Below are 22,911 nucleotides of genomic sequence, written 5' to 3' on the forward strand. Positions count from 1 at the left end.
GTTTTGTATTTGAAATCTTTACCTAACAAGCGCTAGCAGCTCTTAAAAAAGAAGCTGCAATATATGCCGCCTGACCCGGCCTGCTCCATGCACCATGAAAAAAGCCGCCTTTCAAGGCAGGCTTTTATACAGCTGGAGATGCTCAGTCGTCCAGCTTGGACAGATCGCGCACTGCACCAGTGTCCGCCGACGTCACCAGTTTGGCATAGGCCTTGAGGGCTGCCGACACCTTGCGGGGACGTGGCTTGGCAGGCTTCCAGCCCTTGGCGTTTTGCTCCGCACGGCGGCGTGCCAGCTCTTCATCGCTGACCAGCACGTTGATGCTGCGGTTGGGAATATCGATGCGGATGCGGTCGCCGTTTTGCACCAGACCAATCGCACCACCAGCGGCAGCTTCGGGCGAGCAGTGGCCAATCGACAGGCCTGATGTACCGCCCGAGAAGCGACCATCGGTCAGCAGCGCGCAGGCCTTGCCCAGACCCTTGGACTTGATGTAGCTCGTGGGGTAGAGCATTTCCTGCATGCCGGGGCCACCCTTGGGGCCTTCGTAGCGCACGACCACCACATCACCGGCCTTGACCTTGTCGCCCAGAATGTTCTCTACGGCTTCGTCCTGCGACTCGACCACATGGGCGGGGCCTTCAAACACCAGGATGGATTCATCCACACCGGCCGACTTCACCACACAGCCCTTTTCGGCAATATTGCCAAACAGCACGGCCAGGCCACCTTCTTTGCTGAAGGCATGCTCGTAAGAGCGGATGCAGCCTTCGGCACGGTCCAGATCCAGGCTGGGCCAGCGGGTGTTCTGGCTGAATGCAGTCTGGGTAGGAATGCCAGCGGGACCCGCCAGGTAGAAATGCTTGACGGCTTCGTCCTGGGCGACCATCACATCCCACTTGGCCAGCACTTCAGCCATGGTGCCGCCAGAGACAGTGGGCACATCGGTGTGCAGCTTGCCCGCACGCGCCAGCTCACCCAGGATGGCCATGATGCCGCCTGCGCGGTGTACGTCTTCGATATGGTACTTCTGTGTATTGGGCGCCACCTTGCACAGCTGGGGCACCACACGCGAGAGGCGGTCAATGTCCGCCATGGTGAAGTCAATCTCCGCTTCCTGGGCAATCGCCAGCAGGTGCAGGATGGTGTTGGTGGAGCCACCCATGGCGATGTCCAGCGTCATGGCGTTTTCAAACGCCTTGAAGCCCACGGAGCGTGGCAGCACGGATGCGTCATCCTGCTCGTAGTACTGGCGGGCCAGCTCCACGATGCGGCGACCGGCTTGCTTGAACAGCTGCTCGCGGTCGGCGTGCGTAGCGACCACCGTGCCGTTGCCCGGCAGGGACAGGCCCAGCGCCTCAGTCAGGCAGTTCATGGAGTTGGCCGTGAACATGCCCGAGCAAGAACCGCAGGTGGGACATGCCGAGCGTTCGACCTGCGCCACCTGTTCATCGCTGTAGTTCTTGTCAGCAGCAATCACCATGGCGTCCACCAGGTCCAGCTTCTTGAACTCAATGACGTTGGTGGAAGGATTGGCCAGCTTGGTTTTGCCCGCTTCCATGGGGCCGCCCGAGACAAAGATCACAGGGATGTTCAGGCGCATGGCGGCCATGAGCATGCCGGGGGTGATCTTGTCGCAGTTGGAGATGCACACCAGCGCATCGGCGCAGTGGGCGTTGACCATGTACTCGACCGAGTCCGCAATGATGTCGCGGCTGGGCAGCGAATACAGCATGCCGTCGTGGCCCATGGCAATGCCATCGTCTACGGCGATGGTGTTGAATTCCTTGGCCACACCGCCTGCGGCCTCGATCTCACGTGCAACCAGCTGCCCCAGGTCCTTCAGGTGGACGTGGCCGGGCACGAATTGTGTGAACGAATTGGCAATGGCAATGATGGGCTTGTCAAAGTCCCCATCTTTCATGCCGGTGGCGCGCCACAGGGCGCGGGCACCGGCCATGTTACGGCCGCCGGTAGAAGTCTTGGAGCGATATGCAGGCATGTGGGTGCGTGTTATGGGTTGCAGTGGTTGTCTCAGTCATCTGGGCGCCAGAGCGCTTGTCTTCATTATGAACCACCGCTCACGCCCCACAGCGGTGCGGCAACCAGCATGTAGCCTTCGCGGATTGCGAAGACTACAGCCGGGTTACGCTCTAACGCTTGCGCCGCGTGCCCAGTATCTCGCGCTGCTTTTCGATGCGCTGCTTGCGCTGGAGCTCCATGCGCTCCATGGCTTTGCGTGTGGTCAGCCCCGAGCGATCGGCATAGGTAAACCAGGCCGCGCACAGTGCATAGCCCCCCACAACCCACCACCAGGACATGGCAGAAATGCCCCAGACGTCCACCACCTCCAGATGCGCCAGCACCCGCAACAATGCCAGCAGTGTTACTGCACTCAACAGCCACATGATCTTCCCTCTCCTTGTGTCTTGGCTTTCAGGCTTACCGGGAACAGGGGCAAGCGTTCGCACCATGCATGTCTCTACAATGCAGGCTCCGTCGTCCCTGTCATGAGAAAAGTGTAGCGATGAAGCGTTCTTTAATCACTATTGCGCTGACCCTTGGCTGCGTAGCACCGGCCATGGCCGATATGGCACTGGCCAAGACCCGCAGCTGCATGGCCTGCCATGCCGTAGAGAAAAAACTGGTGGGCCCGTCTTTCAAAGACATCGCCAAGCGCTATGCGGGCCAAAGCGATGTAGCGCCCCAGCTTGCCAGCAAAATCGTCAAAGGTGGCAGCGGCGTATGGGGGCCAGTGCCCATGCCTGCCAACAACCAGGTCAGCGAAGCGGAATCGCACAAGCTGGCCGAATGGGTGCTGAGCTTCCAATAAGCATTGCGCTGTTGTTGCGCTGTTGATCTGCGCACACACGGGCTCCTACAAAAAATCCACCTTGCGGTGGATTTTTTTATAGCTGGCAGCGCTTGCTGCAACTGGTTTTCAGCATTAAACAACCTGCAAATACTGATAAATCAAACGCTAGCAGCTATGGATGCAATAGCACCCATAGCCATTCCAAGCTTACAGATCGCCAGAGCGGGATTCAGGGCGTGTCACACCCAGAGTATGGCTGCTGCGCAGTTGCTGCTCCAGCTGCCCCACATAGGCTGCGGTGGCGTTGTCGCTTTCCTGGGCACGAGACTGCAGATGAGACTCCAGCATGTCGATGCGCTCAATCAGCCTGCGCTCTTCCTCACGGTGCAGGTTTTCCATGGCAATGCGCAACTCCGTAAAGCGCGAGGCTTCGGCCTTGTCTGCCAGCTCACGCTGCGCCGCCATTTCCTTGGCATGGGCGCGCGACTCCAGCAGCCAGGTGCCCTGCATGGTCACAACATAAGCAATAAAGGCAGCAGCCATCAGTGCGGTCAGCACCAGCAAGATCAGCCCCAGCGGGCCTTCCACCGTGGTAAAGCCCAGCGACATGGGAACGCTCTGGGCCAGATAAGAAAAGTTGAAAAAAGCCAGCGCCCCGATCAACACGATGATCAGGACCAGCAGGGCAACACGAGACTTCATGGCAATTTCCTTCAATGCAATTGGCACATGTTGTACCTCAAAAAGATGGGCATCTTCGTCCGCAAGCAGCGCCAATCGCTGCAAATCAGTTTCCTACAAAGCAGCTGCTCTTGCGGGCCCCAGAAAGCGGTGGTGTTCCCTGCCACAAACAAGGCTAAAGCCAGCCTATGACGCATGCGCAAGGCCTTCACCTACAAGGCGCCGTCAGCCTGATGCCAACACTACAACTTGTTTCAATTTGGAGGTACGACCTTGCGCACACACCACTACCCCACCTGGCTTGCCGGTCTGGCATGCGGCCTGACGCTCTCTACCGCAGCTCTCGCACAGACGGCAGGCACTCCCCAGCTGCCTGCGCCCAACCCCGAGGCGGCCCAGGCCGTACAACGCGCCATAGCAGCACTGGTCCAGGCAGCTAACGCCCAAGGCCCTTTGCTCACGACCAAGGAGTTCACCGACAGCTTCAACGAAAAAATCTCTGCCGCACAGTTGCAGCAGGTGCTGAGCCAGATGCACCAGATCGTAGGCAACTGCAGCCTGGCCGGTCAGGTGCCAATTCCGGTGTCCATCGTGGGCAGCTACCTGCTCAACTGCGACAAGGCCTTTGTTCCGGTTGAGCTGGCTGTGGAAGAACAGGCCCCCTACCGCATCCATACGCTGCTGATTCGCCCCAGCTACAGCAAGCTCTGACCAGCGCTGATACAGCAAAACTCAGCGCGTTGCACAAGTGTGTGAAGCGCTGATGCAAAAAACAGCACCAGTCCCAGACTGCCCTCTACAATGCATTGCAACTTGGCACACATCATGCAAAGCCAAGGTTCTCGCAACATTGGAGACTGGTATGGCAAAGAAACTTCTGGGTTTGGCTTTGTTGGCCGCTTGTGCATCTGCAGCACAGGCTGCAGACCTCAAAGTCGCCATTGACCCCACCTACGAACCGTTCACCTACAAAACGGCAGACGGCACCCCCGCGGGCTTTGACGTAGACATCGCCAACGCGGTGTGCAATGAAATCAAGCGCAAATGCGTGTTCGTGGAGCAGGTATGGGACAGCATGATTCCCGGCCTGCAGGCACGCAAGTACGACGTCATCGTCAGCTCGCTGTCAATTACCGATGAACGCAAGCGCGTGATCGACTTTTCTGACCGCTACTACAAGACACCGAGCGCCATCGTGGTGAAAAAGGGCACGGAATACACCGGCCCTGCATCGCTCAAGGGCAAGCGCATTGGCGTGCTCAAGGGCAGTACCCAGGAAAAATGGGCCATGGGTGAGCTCAAGCCCGCAGGCGTGACCATTGTTCCCTACGAAGCCCAGGACCAGGTCTATCTGGACATCAATGCTGGCCGCCTGGATGGCACCGTGGCCGATAAGGTGGAAGTGCACGGCGGCTTCCTGCGCAAGCCCGAAGGCAAGGACTATGGCTATGTCGGCCCTGACCAGTACGACGAAAAGTACTACGGCGAAGGGATTGGCATCGGCATGCGCAAAGGCCAGAAAGAGCTGAAAGAGCAGATCAACCAGGCCATCAAGACCATTCGCAGCAATGGCACTTACGACACCATTGCCAAGAAGTACTTTGACTTCGACCCCTACGGCAACTGATCCTGCAACGCTGTACTGCCCACTGTCGGCCCTTCTGACAGTGGGCAGTGTTTTTTGGACACACATCGCGCATGAGCGACTATTTCCTCCTCATTCTCCAGGGAGCGCTGCTGACCGTGGCAGTGTCAGTGGCGTCCTTGCTGGTCTCCACCGTGCTGGGGCTGCTGGGCGCTACCGCCAAGCTCTCTGGCAAAAAACCACTGGTGTGGCTGGCCACGCTCTACACCACGGTGATACGCGGCATTCCCGAACTGGTGCTGATGCTGCTGATCTTTTATGGCGCAGCCATTGGTATCAACAACTTTTTTGAGTCCATAGGCTCGGACTTTGTGCTGGACCTCAACCCCTTTATTGCGGGTGTTGCCACGCTGGGCTTTATCTATGGCGCCTACATGACCGAGACCTTTCGCGGCGCCATCATGGCTATCCCCCGCGGTCAGATGGAAGCGGCCTGGGCCTTTGGCATGGGGGCTACGCAGACTTTTCTGCGTATTACCCTGCCGCAGATGGTGCGCTACGCCCTGCCCGGCTTTACCAACAACTGGCTGGTGCTGATCAAGGCCACGGCGCTGGTGAGCCTGATTGGTCTGCACGACATGACTTATCTGGCCAAGCAGGCCAGCGCTGCCACACGTGAGCCCTTTATCTTTTTGCTGTTTGCGGCAGGCCTGTATCTGGTGTTCACCAGCATCTCACTGTGGCTGCTCAAGCGCCTGAATGCACGCTACAGCCTGGGCACAGAGAAGGTGCAGTTATGAGCTGGGACATCATCTTCCAGGCCGACACACTGGCCATGTACGGCCGAGGCCTGATCGTCACCCTGTCGCTGCTGCTGTCCAGCCTGGCCACAGGTGGCATCCTGGCCTTGCTGTGTGCACTCGCATTGACCAGCGGCTATACCGTGCTGGAAAAAGTCATCGGTGCCTTTACCTACTTTGTGCGCGGCACGCCACTGCTGATTCAGGTCTACCTGATCTACTACGGACTGGGGCAGCTGGAGTGGATTCAGGCCCGCTGGGACGAGGTCTGGCCCTGGACGCACTTCAAGGAGCCGTTCTTCTGCGCCCTGCTGGCCTTTGCGCTCAACACCGCAGGCTATACGGCTGAGATGCTGGCAGGCGCCATCCGCGAGACCAATCCCGGCGAGGTCGAAGCCGCCCGCGCCATGGGCATGAGCAGCTGGCAGATCCGCTGGCGCATTGTGCTGCCCAGCGCGCTGCGCCGCACACTGCCGCCCTACTGCAACGAGGCAGTGATGATGCTGCACTCCACCAGTCTGGCCAGCGTCGTGCCATCGCTGACCGATGTCACTGCCGTGGCCAGCCGCATCTACTCAGACTATTACCTGCCGTTCGAGGCCTATCTGACCGCTGCCGTCATTTATCTGTGCGTGACCTTTGCGCTGATTGGGTGCTTCCGTCTGCTCGAAAAACGCTACATGGCCTATCTGGCACCCCGTACGTACTAAGCCTTCATGACCTCTACTGCATACAAACTCCAAGCCGAAGACATTCACAAGCGCTATGGCAGCAACCAGGTGCTCAAAGGCGTATCGCTGACCGCCAGAGCCGGAGACGTGATCAGCCTGATTGGCAGCTCCGGCTCCGGCAAATCCACGCTGCTGCGCTGCATCAACTTGCTGGAAAAACCCCAGCAAGGCCGCATCGTGGTGGCCGGTGAAGAGTTGCAGCTCAAGCCCGGGCGCAATGGTGAGCTGGAAGCCGTCAACCCCAAGCAGCTGCAGCTCATGCGCACCAAGCTGGCCATGGTGTTTCAGCACTTCAACCTCTGGGCACACAAGACCGTGCTGCAAAACATCATTGAAGCGCCCGTGCATGTGCTGGGCGTCCCCAAAGATGAAGCCATTGAACGCGCCCGCAAATACCTGCGTCTTGTGGGACTGGAAAACAAGGAAGACGCCTGGCCCAACCATATGAGTGGTGGCCAGCAGCAGCGCGTGGCCATTGCACGCGCACTGGCCGTTGAGCCAGAGGTGATGCTGTTTGATGAGCCCACCTCCGCCCTGGACCCCGAGCTGGTGGGCGAGGTGCTGCGCGTGATGCAGCTGCTGGCGCAGGAAGGGCGCACCATGGTGGTTGTCACCCACGAAATGGGCTTTGCACGCGAAGTCTCTAACCACGTGGTCTTTTTGCACCAAGGCGTGATCGAAGAGCAAGGGAATCCGCGCGAAGTGCTGCTGCATCCCAAGAGCGAACGCCTGGCTAAATTCCTGTCCGGCAACCTCAAGTGAGCGCAAATTTCAGGGTCTACCCGGAGACAACCAACATTTGCTCACAAATTTTCTTGATCTGGCACATCAAAAAACGGGAACATTTTCCGTTTTGTCACAATCGAAAAGTAGCATGTGCTTTGCATGACCAACTGGTTGTGCTTTTCACTACTGAAGAAGAAGGGAGATAAATATGACAAACACACACACCCTCACCATCGACCGTTTCACCTTCGAGCCCAAGGCATTGCCCGAAGCCAATGGTCACTATCAGGCGCATCTGACCGTTGACAGCGGTAACGGCGTTGGCCGTACGTTGCGCTTTTTCACCTTCACGCCCTTGTTTCAGTCGGCAGACCGCGCTATCGCCTATGCCAAGCAACAAGCGCATGAATGGATGAAGCAAAAGGCGCTGGCCTGAAACACCCCGCCAGCATTTCTCAACCCGGGCTCTCAGGCCCACAAAAACAAAGCGCTGTTCTCACAGCGCTTTTGCTTTTTTGAGGGCTTCACACGAACACAGGTTCAGGCTCGAGCTGGATGCCAAAGCGCTCATAGACACTGGTCTGAATAGCGCGCGCCAAAGTCATGACCTCCCCCCCCGTCACGCTGTGGCTGCCAGTCCCACGGTTGACCAGCACCAGCGCCTGTTTTTCATACACGCCCGCATTGCCCACCGTCTTGCCCTTCCAGCCACAGGCATCAATCATCCAGCCCGCAGCCAGCTTGATGGAGCCATCAGGCATGGGGTAGTGCACGATCTTGGGTTCGCGCGCGATGATGTCGCGGCACTGGTCTTCTGTCACCGTGGGGTTCTTGAAGAAGCTGCCCGCGTTGCCAATGACGGCAGGGTCTGGCAGCTTGGCACGGCGGATGGCACAGACCCAGTCAAAAATCTGCTGGGCCGTGGGGTGGGCCACGCCTTCTTCCTGCTGCTTGCGCTGCAGGTCCAGATAGCCCAGCTCAGGTTTCCACAACTTAGGGAGCGCAAAGCGCACATGGGTAATCACGGCGCGGCCTGCCAGCCCCATGCCCTGAGCCCTAGCCACCGGCGTGCCAGCTGGCGCTGCAGGGGAATGCTTGAAGACAGAGTCCCGATAACCAAATGCGCATTGCGCAGCATTGAGTGTGAAGCTGTCACCGCTGACCAGATCCACTGCATCCAGCTCATGAAAGCGGTCCTGCAGTTCTACGCCATAGGCACCAATGTTCTGCACCGGAGCTGCTCCCACCGTCCCCGGAACCAGTGCCAGATTTTCCAGACCACCGTAGCCCTGCTCTACCGTCCACTGCACCAGGTCGTGCCAGCGCACACCGGCACCCGCCTGCACAATCCAGCTGCGATCTGTCTCACCCACCAGCGCCATGCCGGGGATTTCCATCTTCAGGACGACGGCATCGACCACATCGCCCTTGAGCACAATATTGCTGCCACCGCCCAGCACAAAGACCTTGCGGCCCTGATAGTGTGTGCTGGCCATGAACGCCTGCACATCTGCACTGCTGCGAATGCGCACCAGCGTGTCTGCGCTGGCCACAATGCCAAAGGTGTTGCAGTCCTGCAGGGGGGTATTTTTCTCGACTAACATCCGGTCAATTGTCGCACTGCGCCTGCCAGCATGTCTGCAGCCGCATGCAACTGCCCTACTCGACCATTCTTTTGAGAAAGACTTTCTATGCCATCTTTTGACACCGTACTTGAAGCCGATTTCGTAGAAGTAAAAAACGCCGTTGAGAACGCTGCCAAGGAAATTGGCACCCGCTTTGACTTCAAGGGCACATCGGCCGCCATCGAACTCAAGGACAAGGAAATCACCATGTTCGGCGATGCCGAATTCCAGCTGCAGCAGGTGGAAGACATTCTGCGCAACAAGCTGACCAAGCGCAGCGTGGACGTTCGCTTCATGGATGTGCAGACACCCCAGAAGATTGGCGGTGACAAGCTCAAGCAGGCAGTGAAGATCAAGAACGGCATTGAGTCTGACCTGGCCAAGAAAATCCAGAAGCTCATCAAGGACAGCAAGATGAAGGTGCAGGCCGCCATCCAGGGTGATGCCGTGCGCGTCACAGGTGCCAAGCGCGATGACCTGCAGGCAGCCATGGCCCTGATCCGCAAGGAACTGCCTGATCACCCCCTGTCATTCAACAACTTCCGAGACTGACCATCGCTGCATGACACTGGCTGCGCCGGTATGGCCAGCCTTGTCGTGCACAGTGCTGCATAGGTAGACTGGGTGCTTTGCTCACCCCGTCTACTTTTTTTCGCCATGACTTTCCCCATTCTGCGCAGCACGCTGGTGCTCTGGTTCACAGCCTTTTTCGGCACAGCTGCCGTGCATGCACAGTCTGTGGCCATGACAGGAGTCATGGGCAGCAAGGCGCTGCTGGTCATCAACGGCGGTGCCCCCAAGGCGCTGGGGCCTGACCAGAGTCATCAGGGCGTACGCCTGATCGCAGTGCATGGCGAGCAAGCCACGATTGAATACCAGGGCCAGCGCCAGACCGTCCGCATGGGGGCATCGCCCATCAGCATCGGGCAACTCGCACCGGCCGGTCAGCGCAAAGTGGTGCTGCGCGCTGATAACCACGGCCACTTTCGCGGCAATGGCTTTATCAATAACAAAGCCATGCACTACATGGTGGACACAGGTGCCAGCGTGATTGGCATTGGCATCACCGATGCACAGCGTCTGCGTCTTGACTACAGCCAGGGCGAGCGTGTCACCTTACGAACTGCCAATGGCAATGCACAGGGCTGGCGCATCAAGCTCGATTCCGTGCGTGTAGGAGACATCACACTGCACGGCATACACGCCGTTGTCAGCCCACAGCCCATGCCACATATCTTGCTGGGCAACAGCTTTCTCTCGCAGCTGCACATGACACGCCAGGGCAATGAAATGGTGCTGGAGCGGCGCTAAGCACTGATCGCCTGATGGGGGCTGGCGCATTCACGCATGCAGTCCGCCACCATAAAAGCGCTGCCACACATCCAATGGCACCTGTCTAGCGCTTTTGCGAAGTAAACACACACGCCAATGGCGATTGCTGCGCACATAAAAAATTCAGGGTTTACCCGAATATCAGCACGCAGATTGCGGAAAATATTGCGTAAGCAAAGTTTGCTTGCACCCGGCATGGCTCTTGCGAGCGTGGCGGGTTTGTTCACGTCTTACTTTTCCGCGAACTCTTATGCGCCCCACTAGCACACTTCTTCGCCGCACCGCCATTGCTCTGGGCTGTGCGGCCACCTTCGTTGCTGCCCACGCTGCAGACCCCATGAAGGTTGGCTTTTTCTACATCGGCCCCGCAGACGGCGCTGGCTGGTCCCACGCCCACGAACTGGCTCGCCAGGAAGTGCAGAAGAAGTTTGGCGACAAGGTGGAAACCATCTTCGTGGAAAACGTGGCGGAAAACGATGCCGAACGTGTGACCCGTGACCTGGCCGCCCAGGGTGCCAAGGTGATCTTTGGTGGTGCCTTCGGCTTCATGAACGGCATGGAGCGCGCTGCGCGTGACTTCCCCGATGTGGCCTTTGAACACGCCACCGGCTACAAGATGGCCAAGAACATGGGCATTTATGACATCCGCACCTATGAAGGTGCGTGCCTGAACGGCACCATCGCAGGTCACCTGTCCAAGACCAACACCATCGGCGTGGTCGCTCCTGTGCCAATTCCTGAAATCGTGCGCAACATCAATGCTTTCACGCTGTGCGCTCAGGAAGTGAACCCCAAGATTGAAACACGCATCCTGTGGGTCAACACATTCTACGATCCCCCCAAGGAAGCAGAAGCAGCCAAGACCCTGCTGAACCAGGGCGTGGACGTGCTGATGCAGAACACCGACTCCCCCGCTCCTTTGCAAGTGGCCAAGGAAGCAGGCAAGGTGGGCTTTGGCTGGGATACCGACATGGCACAGTGGGGTGGCGATGCGCAGATGGCTGCAGCCCGCCTGGACTGGAGCGTGCACTACAACAAGGTCGTGGCCGACAAGATGGCAGGCACCTGGAAGCCCGGCAATGTATGGCTGGGTCTGAAGGACGGCGCCATCCACTACGACCGCTTCAGCAAGAACCTGCCCGAGCACGTGCGTGCTGCGGTAGAGCAGCGCCGCCAGGACATCATCTCTGGCAAGCGCCCCGTATTCAATGGCCCGCTGCTGGACCAGTCGGGCAAGCAGCAGACACAGGCTGGCGACATGCCTGATGCTGACAAGCTGAAGATGAACTTCCTGGTCAAGGGCGTGATCGGCACACTGGGTTAATCCCGGCCATCCCCTTGCATCCGCAAGCCTGAAAGGAACTCACCTGCCTTTCAGGCTTTTTACATGCTGGACTTTGCTTTTGGAGACATTCGCCATGACGACTCTTGCCACCTACGAGGCACGCCACTACCCCGCTGGACAAGCGTTTGAAACACCTGCTGACCGCTACGCCGTACGCCTGAGCGATGGCAGCCACCTGGAACTGCCCCTGCGCGTACTGCCCACGGGCGACAAGGCCATTGCCCTGCTGATGACCAACCAGTGCGACTTCGCTGTTGAGGATGCCCTCGCTCCCCTGATGGCACAGGCAGCCCAGGAATTTGCCCCAGATGTGATCGCAGCTGTGCCCACCATGGGCCTGGACTACGGCCGTCTGGTCGCACGCGGCCTGGGCCACCCCCACTATGTAGCGCTGGGTCACTCGCGCAAGTTCTGGTATGACGAGGCGCTCAGCGAATCCACCACCTCCTCCACCAGCACCAAGGGCAAACAGGTCTATCTGGACCCCGCGCTTGTCGAGCGCATCAAGGGCAAGCGCGTGGTGCTGGTCGATGATGTGATCAACACCGGTGTGAGCGCCGTCTCTGCCATCCGCCTGCTGCAGCGTGCGGGCGCCAATGTGGTGGGCATGGTGAACGTGCTCAGCGAAGGCCATGCCTGGCGTGCCGTGGTCAACGAACTGGAAGCCGGCTGGGAGCAACGCGTCAAGACGGTAGGCCATATCCCCATGTTTGAAGCGGATGGCCAGAGCTGGAAGCCTATGGCCGACACGCTCTAAGCCACCACACCCCCATCATCTGGCCGTGCAGTAGCGCATACTCACGGCCTTTCCAGTCTCTCGTGATCCCCATGCAAGCACTGCTCGACGCCATTGCCCAGTTTGAAATGCCCACGGATGCCAGCCGCATCTTCCACGGACGCGGAGGCCGCTACCCAGGCTGCGAGCATCTGGTGCTCGATGCCTTCCCTCCCGTGCTGGTGCTGACCAGCTTTCAGCCGCTGGAAGAAGCTGCACTGGCTGCAGTGGGCGAAGCACTGCAGGCACGCTGGGCACACATTGGTGGTAATCAGCCACTGAACTGGGTCTACCAGATGCGCCAGCCCGGTGCCAAAGCGGAAACACGGCTGATGGCAGGCTGCGTGCCGGAACCGCACACCGTCACCGAAGCCGGGCTGCAATACCGCGCCCATGTGCTGCGCGGGCAGAACCACGGCATTTTTCTGGACATGGCCGAAGGCCGGCGCTGGGTGCGTGAACATGTAGCAACACACCCTGAACACCGCTATGGCCTCAAGGTGCTCAACCTGTTTGCCTACACCTGTGCGTTCTCGGTGGTGGCACTGGATGCAGGTGCTAGGCAGGTATTGAACATGGACATGGCCCAAGGAGCACTGGCCACCGGTCAGCAGAACCACCAGCTCAATGGGCTGACAGGCGCCAGCTTTCTGGCGCACGACATCTTCAGCAGCTGGGGCAAGATCACACGCAGCGGCCCCTACCACCTGATCATCATTGATCCGCCCAGCTACCAGAAAGGCAGCTTTGTCGCGACCAAGGACTACGCCAAGCTCATGCGCCGCCTGCCCGCACTGCTACGCCCCGGTGGCCATGTGCTGCTGTGCCTCAATGCGCCGGAGCTGAACACTGCCTTTCTCAAAGACCAGATGGCAGACATCGCCCCCGAGCTGGAGTTTGTCGAGCGCGTCGCCAACCCTGCGGTGTTTGCCGATGTGGATGAAGAACGCAGCCTCAAGGTACTGGTCTATCGCACACCTGACACCCAGCCCTGAGCAAGATCTTTTTCTGCCTTCTCAGACAGGCCATTAACAAAAATGGCCTGTAGCGCTTATGCAGCAAGCGCTGATAGCTATAAAATTTTGATCGCATAGCCCGCACAAGCCTAGCCTGCACTTTGCCTGTCTGCCCAAGGCCGTGCTTCGCTCTGTGCGTTGGGTACATAGCGCTTGAAAGTACTGACCAAGCATCGCCGTTGAACAGGCGAGGCCCATCTGCGCACGATGCTTCACTTTGAATTCTTCCACAGAGCTTGGAATTTAAAGCCAGTGGGCACATACATTCAATACTCCTGAAATCAGAGCGATTCAATAAGTTTTACTTGTGTTAATAAATGTAAATATCTACGCTGCGCCGCACTGAAACCCAGTTCGACGTGAAATGTTCGAAAAACTAAGAAAAACCAAATGGAATCTAGGTGTCAAGCTTTCGCTGGCAACCTTGCTGACGGTGGCTGTCATCATGATGGTGCTGATGTTCGTCATCAATATGCGCGTAACCAGCACCATCCAGCAGCGCGCCGAAATGGACATGCAGCAGAGCATGGACATGGTCTATGGGTTCCTCGCCAGCAGCGATCAGGACTTGCGGGAACGCACCCAGAGAATCACCAAGGTTTTCCAGAGTGAACACGCACGCAGCGCCCAGACGCTGGACGTGGGCGACCGCAAGGTGCTGCTGCTCAATGGTGCCTCCGCCAATGGCGACAACGCCCTTTTGGATCGTTTCCAGACCTTGACGACCGCTGCCAGCACGGTGTTTGTGCTGGACAACGGCAAATTCAAAAGCATTGCCAGTACCGTCGAGCTCGAAGATGGCAACCGCGCCGTAGGCGCCACCATTCCTGAAGAACTGGAAGCACACCAGCTCCTCCTCCAAGGCAAGGAATACCTGGGTCTGATCAAGCTGTTCGGCAAGGAGTTCATGGCGCACTACAGCCCGCTGCACGATGCCAACAAGCAGGTCATTGGTGCGGTCTTCATTGGCATGGACTTCAGTGCCTTCCTGGAAAGCATCAAGAAAACCCTGCGTGAACTCAAAGTGGGCAAGGACGGCTACTACTTTGTCATGCAGACCAGCGGCCCACAGCGCGGCACCATTCTGGTTCACCCCCGCGTGGAAGGCGACAACCTGTGGGAGCGCCAGGACGCACAGGGGCACAAGTACATCCAGCACATGCTGGGCCACGATCGTGGCACGCATATTTATGACGTGCTGAACAAGGACCAGTCCGTCCGCACCATGATGACCACCTTCAGGCGCTTTGCCCCGTGGGACTGGAGCATTGCCACCAGCGTGAATGAATCTGAAATTCTGGCAGCAGGCAAACAGCTGCAGCTGATCTTCATCGTGCTCGGCCTGCTGAGTATTCTCACGCTGACAGGTGCCATTTACTGGGTGCTGCGCCGCACTGTGGTCATGCCGCTGTACAAGGGTCTGGAAGTCACCGAAGCGCTGGCCAAGGGCGACCTGACACAGCGCGCGCCCGTGCACAGCGAGGACGAGATTGGCAAATTGCTGCAAGCCATCAACCGCACGGCCGATTCGCTCGATGGTCTGATCCGCACCGTGCAGCAAAAGGCCAATGGCGTCACGCTGGCCAGCGAAGAAATTGCACGCGGCAATGCCGACCTGGCCAACCGCACGGAAAGCTCAGCCAGTGCACTGGAAGAAACGGCTGCGGCCATGGAAGAGTTGGGCTCCACCGTCCGCCACAATGCAGACAATGCCACGACGGCAGACACGCTGGCACGCCAGGCCCAGCAAGTGGTCAACAGCAGTGGTCAGACGGTGACGGCACTGGTGGAGACCATGTCTGGCATCAATCAGAGCAGCCAGCGCATTGCCGACATCATTGGCGTGATTGACGGCATTGCCTTCCAGACCAACATCCTGGCTTTGAATGCCGCGGTAGAAGCTGCCCGCGCCGGTGAACATGGCCGCGGCTTTGCCGTGGTGGCCAGCGAAGTGCGCGCACTGGCCGGTCGCAGCGCCGAAGCTGCCAAGGAGATCAAGACCCTGATCCAGAACAGCCTGGACGAAGTGCATTCGGGCAACGCACGCGCCACAGAAGCAGGCAACTCCATGCAGCAGGCGATTGAGGAGATCAACAAGGTCTCTCGCGTGATCAGCGAAATCAGCCACGCCAGCACCGAGCAAAGCAATGGCGTGGGCCAGGTCGCAGAAGCCATCACCAGCATGGACCAGGCCACCCAAAAGAATGCGGCGCTGGTCGAAGAAGTCTCTGCCGCCGCACAAAGCCTGTCCGTCCAGGCCAATGAACTGCTGCAGGCCGTAGCCATCTTCAAGTTGCGCAATCAGGGCATGCATAGCTCACAGCTGCGGGCTGGCAGCGCTGCACCCCAGGAGCCCCGACTGCTACCCTGATGGGCTGCCGCACCACCACCTGCAAGGAGTGCCATGGGTACTCCTTTTTTATTGCGATCAAAATTGGCCTCCAAGGACCATCACGCCTGCGCAAGCAGCTATTAATTATGAATATTCCACCTATTGATCCCATGCTCTCTCACTGTCTACAACGCTTTGCCCAGCTCGATGCTGAGATCGTGACACCCGGGCTGAACTATGTGCAGCGCCGCCGCCTGATGAGCGAACTGCAGGCACGCCTGCTGCGCACCCGGGCCCTCCCCCACATTGCCGTTCAGAACCACTACATCACAGCAGCAGGCCAAGAGATTGCCGTACGCAGCTACGCACCCACCCAGCATGACAGCGGTCAGACCCTGGTGTGGCTGCATGGCGGGGGCTGGATGGTGGGCAGCCTGGACACCCACGACGACCTGTGCGAACACCTGGCCCACTACACCGGTCATACGGTGCTGAGCGTGCACTATCGCCGCACGCCAGAGAACCCTTTCCCCGCAGCTGTGGATGATGCCCAGGCCGTGCTGCAATGGCTGCATCAGATGCGTGGCGTGCTGCCGTTTGCGCGCGAAACGGTGCTGCTCGGTGGTGATAGTGCAGGTGGCCATCTGGCCCTGGCCACCGCCGTCAGCGCCGTGCAGATGCCTTGCCCCCAGCAAGCACAGATTCAGGCCCTGCTGCTGTTCTACCCCTGCCTGCTGCCCGGGCAGGACAACGCCAGCATGCGCAGCTTTGCACAGGGCTATGGCCTGACGGACACGGCCATGCACCAGTACTGGCAGGCGCTAGGTGGCGAAGCTGAGCCCTTGCGTACCCCCAGCCTGTGCGCCGAGGCACTGCCGCTGCTGCCACCCATGGTCATCATGACCGCCAGCCACGACATCCTGCGCGACGAAGCCGAGGACTTTGCCTACCAGATGCAGGCACTGCCGCACGGGCCACAGGTGCTGCTGCAGCGCGCAGAAGGCATGGTGCATGGCTTTGCACGCATGCTCACCGCCAGCCATGCGGCGCGTCAGCATGTGGAAGCCGCGTGTCAGCTGCTGAGCCGCTGCGCAAAAACCAGCAGCTGAGCACACCTTCTGCAGCAGTTACCTGAATATGCATGCATATGCCTGCACGTTACGCATGGTTTGAGACAAGTTTCCGTAACCTGCAGGCTTTTTTCATATTCACCAGCTGTTCCTGCCTCATTTTTCAAGCCGGATGACAGCATTTAGAGGCAGAAAATCAGAAGCAATTAAATGCAGTTCAAAGCAATTTGCTTGTCGTTTTTCTACTTTTGGCGTGCATAGAATGAAAAAACCAAAGCGTCCGAGACGCTACTTAACCGTGAATGCACACCATGAACCAAGCTCTAACACGCAAACATTCCGAATCCATTGCCATGGCTGCCCTGTTTGCGGCCCTGCTCGCCGTAATGGGGCTCATCCCCAAGATTGACCTGCCGCTGGGCGTACCCATCACCATCCAGACCCTGGGCGTCATGCTGGCAGGTTGCCTGCTGGGGCCCTGGCGGGGCTTGCAGGCCATGCTGCTGTTCATGGTGGCCGTGGCTGCCGGTCTGCCTCTGCTGTCGGGCGGCCGAGGGGGACTGGGCGCCTTTGTTGCCCCTACTTCCGGCTATTTCATGGGATGGGCTGCAGCAGCCTTTGTCACCGGCCTGCTCATGGGAATGCTGCCCAAGTCCACGCCGCTGCGTGCTGCAGGCAGTGCCTTCGTGGCTTCGGCCGTGGGCGGCATTCTGGTGCTGTACGCCTGCGGCATCATCGGTCTGATGTTTTTTGCCAAGCTGTCGCTGGCCCAGGCTTTCTGGGGCAACCTGATCTTTATCCCGGGTGATCTGATCAAGTGCGCACTCACCGCCCTGGTCGTGCACAGCATTGCCCGCGCCATGCCAGACTGGCGTTTTGGTGGAAGATCTTTATAAAAGTTAATAGCACCTAGCGCTGAATCTACAAGGCCTAGAGGCTGAAATAAGTTGTAAAAATACTTGTTACATCTTGGGTCCAGGCGTAAGCTTTCTGCTTGCCTGCACTGCCCACAAAAGCTTTGCTGCATCAGCCTCTTTTGTCCTGAGCCATGCGCCATACCCTCTCCGTACTCACAGCCACCTGCATCCTGGCCCTGAGCCAACCTGCCTGGGCCTCGGCGTTTGACCGTGAATCCCAGCAACGTGCACGCACGGTAGCAATGCGCCTGTCGCGTGAAGTACGCGTGCATGCAGCGCAAACCCTGTCCCAGTGGCAGGCCCAGGCTGCCAGCTCGCCACGCCGACTGCTGCCGCTCAACCGCATCCTGTGCGCAGCACAGCTGTGGCTACAGCAGGAAGGGCAGGCTCTGCTGTCCAGCGTCGTCCACGCCACCCCCATCATCAGAGCCGCGTGGCTGCGCCCCAGCACGTGGGCGGCAGAGCGTTTTTCCCCTGCGCTGGACGCAGCCATGGTCGAGCGCTGGCTGCAACCCTGGCTCAAAAGTCGCCAAGAGGTATAGCTGGCGACAGGATTCATGCACGCCATGCACTAACATCGCGCCCCAAAAGCAGCCACAGTCTGCTGACAGGGAGTTCGATTCATGCACCACACCCCGCACCAGGCTTTGCCGCGCTGGTACTTTGGCTGGAACATTGTTGCCGCCGCCACCGTACTGACGCTGCTGACCGTCGGCATGCGTTTGGGCATAGGCCCATTGTTTCTGCCCATGGCCCATGACCTGGGTTTTAGCCGCAGCCTGCTGGCCAGCATCGTGGCAGCAGGCATGCTCTGCTATGGCCTGGCCATGCCACTGGCAGGCTGGCTGTCCAGCCGCGCCAGCACACGCATCACCTTGCTGCTGGGCACGGCCATTCTGGTGCTGTCCACCCTCTGGGCCGTGAACACCCGCAGCGCGGCGGGCATTTTCTGGAGCTTTGGCGTCTTCATGTCGGTGGGGGCCGCCTTTACCAGCCCTGTGGCCCTGACAGGTGTCATCAGCTGCTGGTTCAACCGCCGCCGTGGCATGGCATTGTTTTTCCTCTCCACCGGCTCTATGGCGGGCATTGCCGTCATGACACCTGCACTGGGCTGGGCCCTGCAGCACTGGAACTGGCAGCAAACCCTGCTCGGCTTTGCCGCCGTGTTCACCTTGATCACCGTGCCTGCGGCCTTGTTCATCATCCGCGATCAGGCACCAGACCATGCGGATGCACCACTGCCCGACCACCATGGTGCCCCTGCTGCACCCCGCGTTGCACCGATGGACCAGCTCAGCATCCGGCAAGCCATGGGCACTGTCACGTTCTGGAAAGTGACGTTCGGCCTGTTTGCCTGTGGCTTTAGCATGAACCTGATGGGCACGCACTGCATGCCCATGCTGCAGGACCATGGCTTTGATGCCAGCACCAGCGCCTTTGGCATCGGCTTGATTGGCCTGGTCGCCATACCCAGCACCATGGTGCTGGGCCGTATTGCAGACCGCATGGAGCGCCGCAAGCTGCTGAGCGCCATCTACGGTGTGCGTGGGCTGGGCTTTGTTGGCCTGCTGATCGTAGGTACCGCCTGGCAGCTGTATGGGGTAGCGGCCATTGGCGGCGTAGTCTGGGCCGGCAGCATTGCGCTGTCTTCCGCCATCCTGGGCGACGTCTACGGCGTGCGCAAAGTGGGTGTGCTCTATGGCTGGTCTTACCTGGGCCATCAGGTCGGGGCCATGATCAGCTCCTGGCTGGGCGGCTGGGGCTATGAGGCCTACCACACCCACTGGCTGGCCTTTGGTGCTGCTGCTGCGCTGCTGTTTGCGGCATCTGCCGTGGTGCTGCGCCTGCCCAATCGCTCATCAAATTCATAGCAAAAACAGGCTCTAGCGCCCATGCAGCAAGCGCTAGCAGCTATATTTTTATATTTATGACTTCACCGGACACGCTGCCGCAAAGCGGTAGCTGCTGAGCGCCAGCCCAGTGATACATATCTGCGTGACCGCACAGGCCAGCGCTGGCACCTCGCCAAAGCCCACCAGCATGGTGCCTACGGCGCCCATCGCCATCTGCGCAAAACCGTACAGCCCCGCTGCCGTACCTGCCAATGCTGGTGTTGTAGCTCCCAGCGCACGTGACAGCGCTGCAGGGCTTGCCATACCAGCCCCAAATGTCATGACCACCATGAGGGCCAGCAGCAGCGGCGCACTCAGCCAGCCCAGCGCCTGGATGCACAGAAACAGCGTGGCCAGCCCAAGGCCCAGGCCTGAGCCAATGTAGAGAAAACGCTCTGCAGGCCAGCGCCCTGCGAGCTTGCGCGTGAGAAAGGTACCCAGGCCTGCCCCCACAATGGTACTGGCGGCAAACCAGCCCACATAGCGAATCGGCAACCCCAGCTGCTCATGCACGATGTACGGCGCAGTCGCCAGATAGGGATAAAGCGCCGTGCTCGAACATGCGCCGCCGAGCATGAAGGCCGCAAAGCGCGGATTGGCCAGCAGGCTGCCGTAGTCCAGTGCAATGCGCGTGATGGCCAGCGGGCGGCGGTTGAGGTTCGTCTCTGGCAGGAGCTTCCAGGCACAGAACAGCATGGCGCTGCCTATGCAGACCAGAAACACATAGATGGCCCGCCAGCCAAAATGATCGGCCAGATAGGCGCCCACAATGGGAGAGAGCCCCGGCCCCACCAGTGTCAGCAGGTTCAGCAGCGCCAGATCTCTGGTTACACGGTCTGGTGGCGCTATGTCACGCACGATGGCGCGCCCCAGCGTAATGCCTGCCGCACCGCCCAGCGCCTGCAGCAGGCGTGCAGCCACCAGCCATTGCAGACTGGGTGCAAACAGGGCGAGCACACTGGCACTGAAATACAGGCTCAAGCCCACCAGCAATGCCGGACGGCGCCCCCAGGTGTCCGAGACAGGGCCGTAGATCAGCTGTCCCAGAGCCAGACCAATCACATACAGCGTGATGGTCTGCTGCATGCCAGAAGGCTCTGCGCCCAGCGCTTCACCCGCAACGGGCAGAGCTGGCACAAAGATGTGCATGGCCATGGTGCCACTGAGCGTGACCAGCACCAGCACCCACAGCGGCGCCTGCACAGAAGCGCCTGCCAACTCCTTGGCCTGCATGGCTTATGCCTCCTGCACGCGCATGCGTGGGTGGCGCAGAAACAGCACCCCGCATACCAGCCCCAGCACAATGACCAGCCCACAGAAAGCACACACTGCCACATTCATGCCAAAGTGGTCTGCAATCCAGCCCATGGCCATCATGGGCAGCATGCAGCCCACATAGCCCACCACCAGATAGGTAGACAGCAAGCCCGAACGATTGTCAGGGCGAGCAATACGGTTGACCATGCTCATGCCTGAGAGCATGCTCATACCGTGACCAACGGCTGTGCAGGCCACGCCCAGCACAAACAGCACGGCCGAACTGGCCCACAGATTGAATATCAGCAGCGCATTGCTCAGCGCCAAACCGACAAAACCACCAAAACCGCACCACTGGGTAGGCATGCGGCCTGCCAGCACTTGTACCGTGGCCGATGCAAACAGGATGACAGCAATCGCCGTGCCGCTGACCACTGGCCCATGCCATGGCACCAGCTTGTCCAGAAACAAGGGAGACATGGCCGCATACAGACCAAACACACCAAAGGCCAGAAATGGCAGTGCGCAGACCAGGACAAACGCCGACGATGCGCTGCGCTCCGGCCAGGTCAGCTTGGGCAGCACATCATGGATGCGCAGCGCGTCCTTGTGCTGTTTTTGTGCGGCAGGGGGCAGATTCAGTCGCAGCAGAACCACCAGCCCCAGCGCACCCAGAATCAATGTCGGGATATAGGTGGTCACCAGTGGCCAGGGCGCCCACTGCCCCATCACACCGCCCACCAGCGGCCCCAGACCAAAGCCAAAGGCCATCAAAAAGCCAATCATCATGGCCACACGCTGCACATGGCCGGGGCGTGAAAGCGCTGTCATGCCCATGGTGGCACTGGTCGTCATCATGCTCGATGCCACACCAACAATAAAGCGCCCCACAATGAGGCTGCTCATGTTCCAGGCCAGCATGCTGATCAGGGTGCCAATCAGCGTCAGCACCAGGCCTGCCTGCATCACTGTCTTGAAGCCCACACGGTCAGGCAGGCGCCCCAGAAATAGCAGACTGCACAGAGCGCCGCCCATGTAGACGGTATAGATCATGGAAATATCACTGGCCTGCAGCTGCCACGCCTCTTTGTAGAGTGCATACAGCGGGCTGATCAGGGCTGTGCCCATGACGCCCACAATCATGGCGAAGCTCACCCAGGCAAAGGGTGATGGTTTGAATTTCATGTGTTATCCGTTGTTCTAATGAATTTTTTGCAGGCTCAGAGGCTGTCAAAGCGCTGTGCAATCTTGTGCAGCGTGCGCCTTGTGACTTCCAGTTCCTCGGCGCTGAGCCCCTCGAGCAAGCCCCGCTCAATTTCCTGGCTCTTGCGCAGAATCTGCCCGGCAATCTCTGTGCCCTGCGCCGTCAAGGCAATGCGCTTGGTGCGCCGGTCAGCGGGGTCACATGCCCACTGCACCAGCTCGGCCTCACGCAGCTGCGACAGCACCCGTACCAGCGAAGAGCTATCGAGCGACAGCGCCTGTGCCAAGTCTTTTTGCAGCATGGCCTCACCCTGCGTAAACAGCACCAGCAGTGGCATGCGCGATGCATCCGTCAACCCCTGGTCCCTGAAACTCTCATCCACTTTTTTGCGCCACTGGCGGTACACACTGCCAATCAGCTGCCCAAAACGACTGCGCGCCTGAGCAATTTCAGGCGCGCCGGGATGGGAGTTCACAGAATTAGTTTGCATGCCAAGTATTTTCCATGCACTGCAGCTTGCTGACCTGCCAAGCTGCTGACAGCCGACATGCGTGCAGGGTTGCTCACACCCTGTGTTGTACCCACCTCAAGTTATTACAAAATGTTAGCTCTTGTATAAGAGTTGAAAAAATTAATAACAACTGGCGGCCACCTACAAACAGCCATGAATCTGCAAAGATTCAGCTCAAAGCACAGCCCATACAAAATACATGCCTACATTTTGAAATAGCATGCAAAAAAACTGCGTATCAATATTTTTCAGAAAATACTGAATCCAGAAAATTTCACGATGCAAAATTTCAGGCTG

At 59.0% G+C, this 22,911-nt stretch carries 25 protein-coding genes; 17 read left to right on the top strand and 8 right to left on the bottom strand.

The annotated features are described in order from the left end of the window. Positions 1 to 142: 142 nt before the first annotated feature. Positions 143 to 2,002 (bottom strand): dihydroxy-acid dehydratase, encoded by a 1,860-nt coding sequence (gene ilvD, locus F7P80_RS04025; protein WP_151042981.1) that lies wholly within the window; start codon positions 2,000 to 2,002, stop codon positions 143 to 145. Between the two features lie 151 nt (positions 2,003 to 2,153). Further along, positions 2,154 to 2,408, bottom strand: a complete 255-nt coding sequence (locus F7P80_RS04030) for a TIGR04438 family Trp-rich protein (RefSeq protein WP_170265333.1) — start codon at positions 2,406 to 2,408, stop codon at positions 2,154 to 2,156. A gap of 119 nt (positions 2,409 to 2,527) precedes the next feature. On the opposite strand from F7P80_RS04030, the gene F7P80_RS04035 reads away from it, so the two are divergent. Further along, complete coding sequence (locus F7P80_RS04035; RefSeq protein WP_054066921.1) at positions 2,528 to 2,833, top strand: c-type cytochrome; 306 nt, start codon at positions 2,528 to 2,530, stop codon at positions 2,831 to 2,833. Positions 2,834 to 3,022: 189 nt separating this feature from the next. On the opposite strand, the gene F7P80_RS04040 is transcribed toward F7P80_RS04035, so the two are convergent. Next, entirely contained in the window at positions 3,023 to 3,517 is a 495-nt protein-coding gene (locus F7P80_RS04040; RefSeq protein ID WP_054066956.1) for a hypothetical protein, read from the bottom strand. A gap of 252 nt (positions 3,518 to 3,769) precedes the next feature. Between F7P80_RS04040 and F7P80_RS04045 the strand changes: the two genes are divergently transcribed. From F7P80_RS04045 to F7P80_RS04070, 6 genes are all read left to right on the top strand, one after another. Beyond that, positions 3,770 to 4,207, top strand: coding sequence for a hypothetical protein (locus tag F7P80_RS04045; protein ID WP_151042987.1), 438 nt, complete (start codon positions 3,770 to 3,772; stop codon positions 4,205 to 4,207). 151 nt (positions 4,208 to 4,358) lie between these two features. Continuing rightward, a complete protein-coding gene (locus F7P80_RS04050) occupies positions 4,359 to 5,123 on the top strand; it encodes an ABC transporter substrate-binding protein (protein WP_151042990.1) in 765 nt (254 codons plus the stop codon). A 71-nt stretch (positions 5,124 to 5,194) separates the two neighbouring features. Next, positions 5,195 to 5,881 (top strand): ABC transporter permease, encoded by a 687-nt coding sequence (locus F7P80_RS04055; protein WP_054066918.1) that lies wholly within the window; start codon positions 5,195 to 5,197, stop codon positions 5,879 to 5,881. Beyond that, a complete protein-coding gene (locus F7P80_RS04060) occupies positions 5,878 to 6,591 on the top strand; it encodes an ABC transporter permease (RefSeq protein WP_151042993.1) in 714 nt (237 codons plus the stop codon). Before F7P80_RS04055 ends, F7P80_RS04060 begins: the two co-directional genes overlap by 4 nt. Before the next feature lie 6 nt (positions 6,592 to 6,597). Beyond that, the gene (locus tag F7P80_RS04065; protein WP_054066916.1) at positions 6,598 to 7,374 is read left to right on the top strand and encodes an ABC transporter ATP-binding protein; all 777 of its coding nucleotides are present in this window, start codon (positions 6,598 to 6,600) and stop codon (positions 7,372 to 7,374) included. 172 nt (positions 7,375 to 7,546) lie between these two features. Then, positions 7,547 to 7,774: a hypothetical protein gene (locus F7P80_RS04070; RefSeq protein ID WP_054066915.1), complete on the top strand. Its 228-nt coding sequence runs from the start codon at positions 7,547 to 7,549 to the stop codon at positions 7,772 to 7,774. Positions 7,775 to 7,862: 88 nt separating this feature from the next. Here the strand turns inward: F7P80_RS04070 and murB are convergent, their stop codons facing one another. After that, complete coding sequence (murB, locus tag F7P80_RS04075; RefSeq protein ID WP_151042996.1) at positions 7,863 to 8,942, bottom strand: UDP-N-acetylmuramate dehydrogenase; 1,080 nt, start codon at positions 8,940 to 8,942, stop codon at positions 7,863 to 7,865. A gap of 87 nt (positions 8,943 to 9,029) precedes the next feature. On the opposite strand from murB, the gene F7P80_RS04080 reads away from it, so the two are divergent. Next, positions 9,030 to 9,515, top strand: a complete 486-nt coding sequence (locus F7P80_RS04080) for a YajQ family cyclic di-GMP-binding protein (RefSeq protein ID WP_054066913.1) — start codon at positions 9,030 to 9,032, stop codon at positions 9,513 to 9,515. A gap of 105 nt (positions 9,516 to 9,620) precedes the next feature. Next, on the top strand, positions 9,621 to 10,274 hold the full coding sequence (locus F7P80_RS04085; RefSeq protein WP_054066912.1) for a retropepsin-like aspartic protease family protein: 654 nt from the start codon (positions 9,621 to 9,623) through the stop codon (positions 10,272 to 10,274). On the opposite strand, the gene F7P80_RS16890 is transcribed toward F7P80_RS04085, so the two are convergent. After that, on the bottom strand, positions 10,271 to 10,522 hold the full coding sequence (locus tag F7P80_RS16890; protein ID WP_130932679.1) for a hypothetical protein: 252 nt from the start codon (positions 10,520 to 10,522) through the stop codon (positions 10,271 to 10,273). The genes F7P80_RS04085 and F7P80_RS16890 overlap by 4 nt on opposite strands. A 23-nt stretch (positions 10,523 to 10,545) precedes the next feature. On the opposite strand from F7P80_RS16890, the gene F7P80_RS04095 reads away from it, so the two are divergent. From F7P80_RS04095 to F7P80_RS04130, 8 genes are all read left to right on the top strand, one after another. After that, the gene (locus F7P80_RS04095; protein WP_151042999.1) at positions 10,546 to 11,619 is read left to right on the top strand and encodes a BMP family ABC transporter substrate-binding protein; all 1,074 of its coding nucleotides are present in this window, start codon (positions 10,546 to 10,548) and stop codon (positions 11,617 to 11,619) included. Between the two features lie 94 nt (positions 11,620 to 11,713). Beyond that, positions 11,714 to 12,397 carry a phosphoribosyltransferase gene (locus F7P80_RS04100; RefSeq protein ID WP_151043002.1) on the top strand — a complete coding sequence of 228 codons (684 nt, stop codon included), beginning with the start codon at positions 11,714 to 11,716 and terminating at the stop codon, positions 12,395 to 12,397. A gap of 71 nt (positions 12,398 to 12,468) precedes the next feature. Next, positions 12,469 to 13,410, top strand: a complete 942-nt coding sequence (locus F7P80_RS04105; protein ID WP_054066910.1) for a class I SAM-dependent methyltransferase — start codon at positions 12,469 to 12,471, stop codon at positions 13,408 to 13,410. 454 nt (positions 13,411 to 13,864) lie between these two features. Beyond that, on the top strand, positions 13,865 to 15,802 hold the full coding sequence (locus F7P80_RS04110) for a methyl-accepting chemotaxis protein (protein ID WP_249041384.1): 1,938 nt from the start codon (positions 13,865 to 13,867) through the stop codon (positions 15,800 to 15,802). Positions 15,803 to 15,909: 107 nt separating this feature from the next. Continuing rightward, positions 15,910 to 16,872 (top strand): alpha/beta hydrolase, encoded by a 963-nt coding sequence (locus F7P80_RS04115; protein WP_151043008.1) that lies wholly within the window; start codon positions 15,910 to 15,912, stop codon positions 16,870 to 16,872. Between the two features lie 272 nt (positions 16,873 to 17,144). After that, positions 17,145 to 17,729 (top strand): biotin transporter BioY, encoded by a 585-nt coding sequence (locus F7P80_RS04120; protein ID WP_054066954.1) that lies wholly within the window; start codon positions 17,145 to 17,147, stop codon positions 17,727 to 17,729. Between the two features lie 152 nt (positions 17,730 to 17,881). Further along, on the top strand, positions 17,882 to 18,292 hold the full coding sequence (locus tag F7P80_RS04125; RefSeq protein ID WP_151043011.1) for a hypothetical protein: 411 nt from the start codon (positions 17,882 to 17,884) through the stop codon (positions 18,290 to 18,292). An 81-nt stretch (positions 18,293 to 18,373) separates the two neighbouring features. Continuing rightward, positions 18,374 to 19,621, top strand: coding sequence for an MFS transporter (locus F7P80_RS04130; RefSeq protein WP_054066907.1), 1,248 nt, complete (start codon positions 18,374 to 18,376; stop codon positions 19,619 to 19,621). A 54-nt stretch (positions 19,622 to 19,675) separates the two neighbouring features. Here F7P80_RS04130 and F7P80_RS04135 read toward each other — a convergent pair whose 3' ends face one another. Genes F7P80_RS04135 through F7P80_RS04145 form a run of 3 tightly spaced genes read right to left on the bottom strand, consistent with a single transcriptional unit; the run spans position 19,676 to position 22,593 of the window. Then, positions 19,676 to 20,875, bottom strand: a complete 1,200-nt coding sequence (locus F7P80_RS04135; protein ID WP_054066906.1) for a multidrug effflux MFS transporter — start codon at positions 20,873 to 20,875, stop codon at positions 19,676 to 19,678. Positions 20,876 to 20,878: 3 nt separating this feature from the next. Continuing rightward, positions 20,879 to 22,084: an MFS transporter gene (locus tag F7P80_RS04140; RefSeq protein ID WP_249041371.1), complete on the bottom strand. Its 1,206-nt coding sequence runs from the start codon at positions 22,082 to 22,084 to the stop codon at positions 20,879 to 20,881. 35 nt (positions 22,085 to 22,119) lie between these two features. After that, complete coding sequence (locus F7P80_RS04145; RefSeq protein WP_054066905.1) at positions 22,120 to 22,593, bottom strand: MarR family winged helix-turn-helix transcriptional regulator; 474 nt, start codon at positions 22,591 to 22,593, stop codon at positions 22,120 to 22,122. Between the last annotated feature and the right edge of the window lie 318 nt (positions 22,594 to 22,911).

The organism is Comamonas kerstersii, assembly GCF_008801935.1.
Classification (GTDB): Bacteria; Pseudomonadota; Gammaproteobacteria; order Burkholderiales; family Burkholderiaceae_C; genus Comamonas; species Comamonas kerstersii.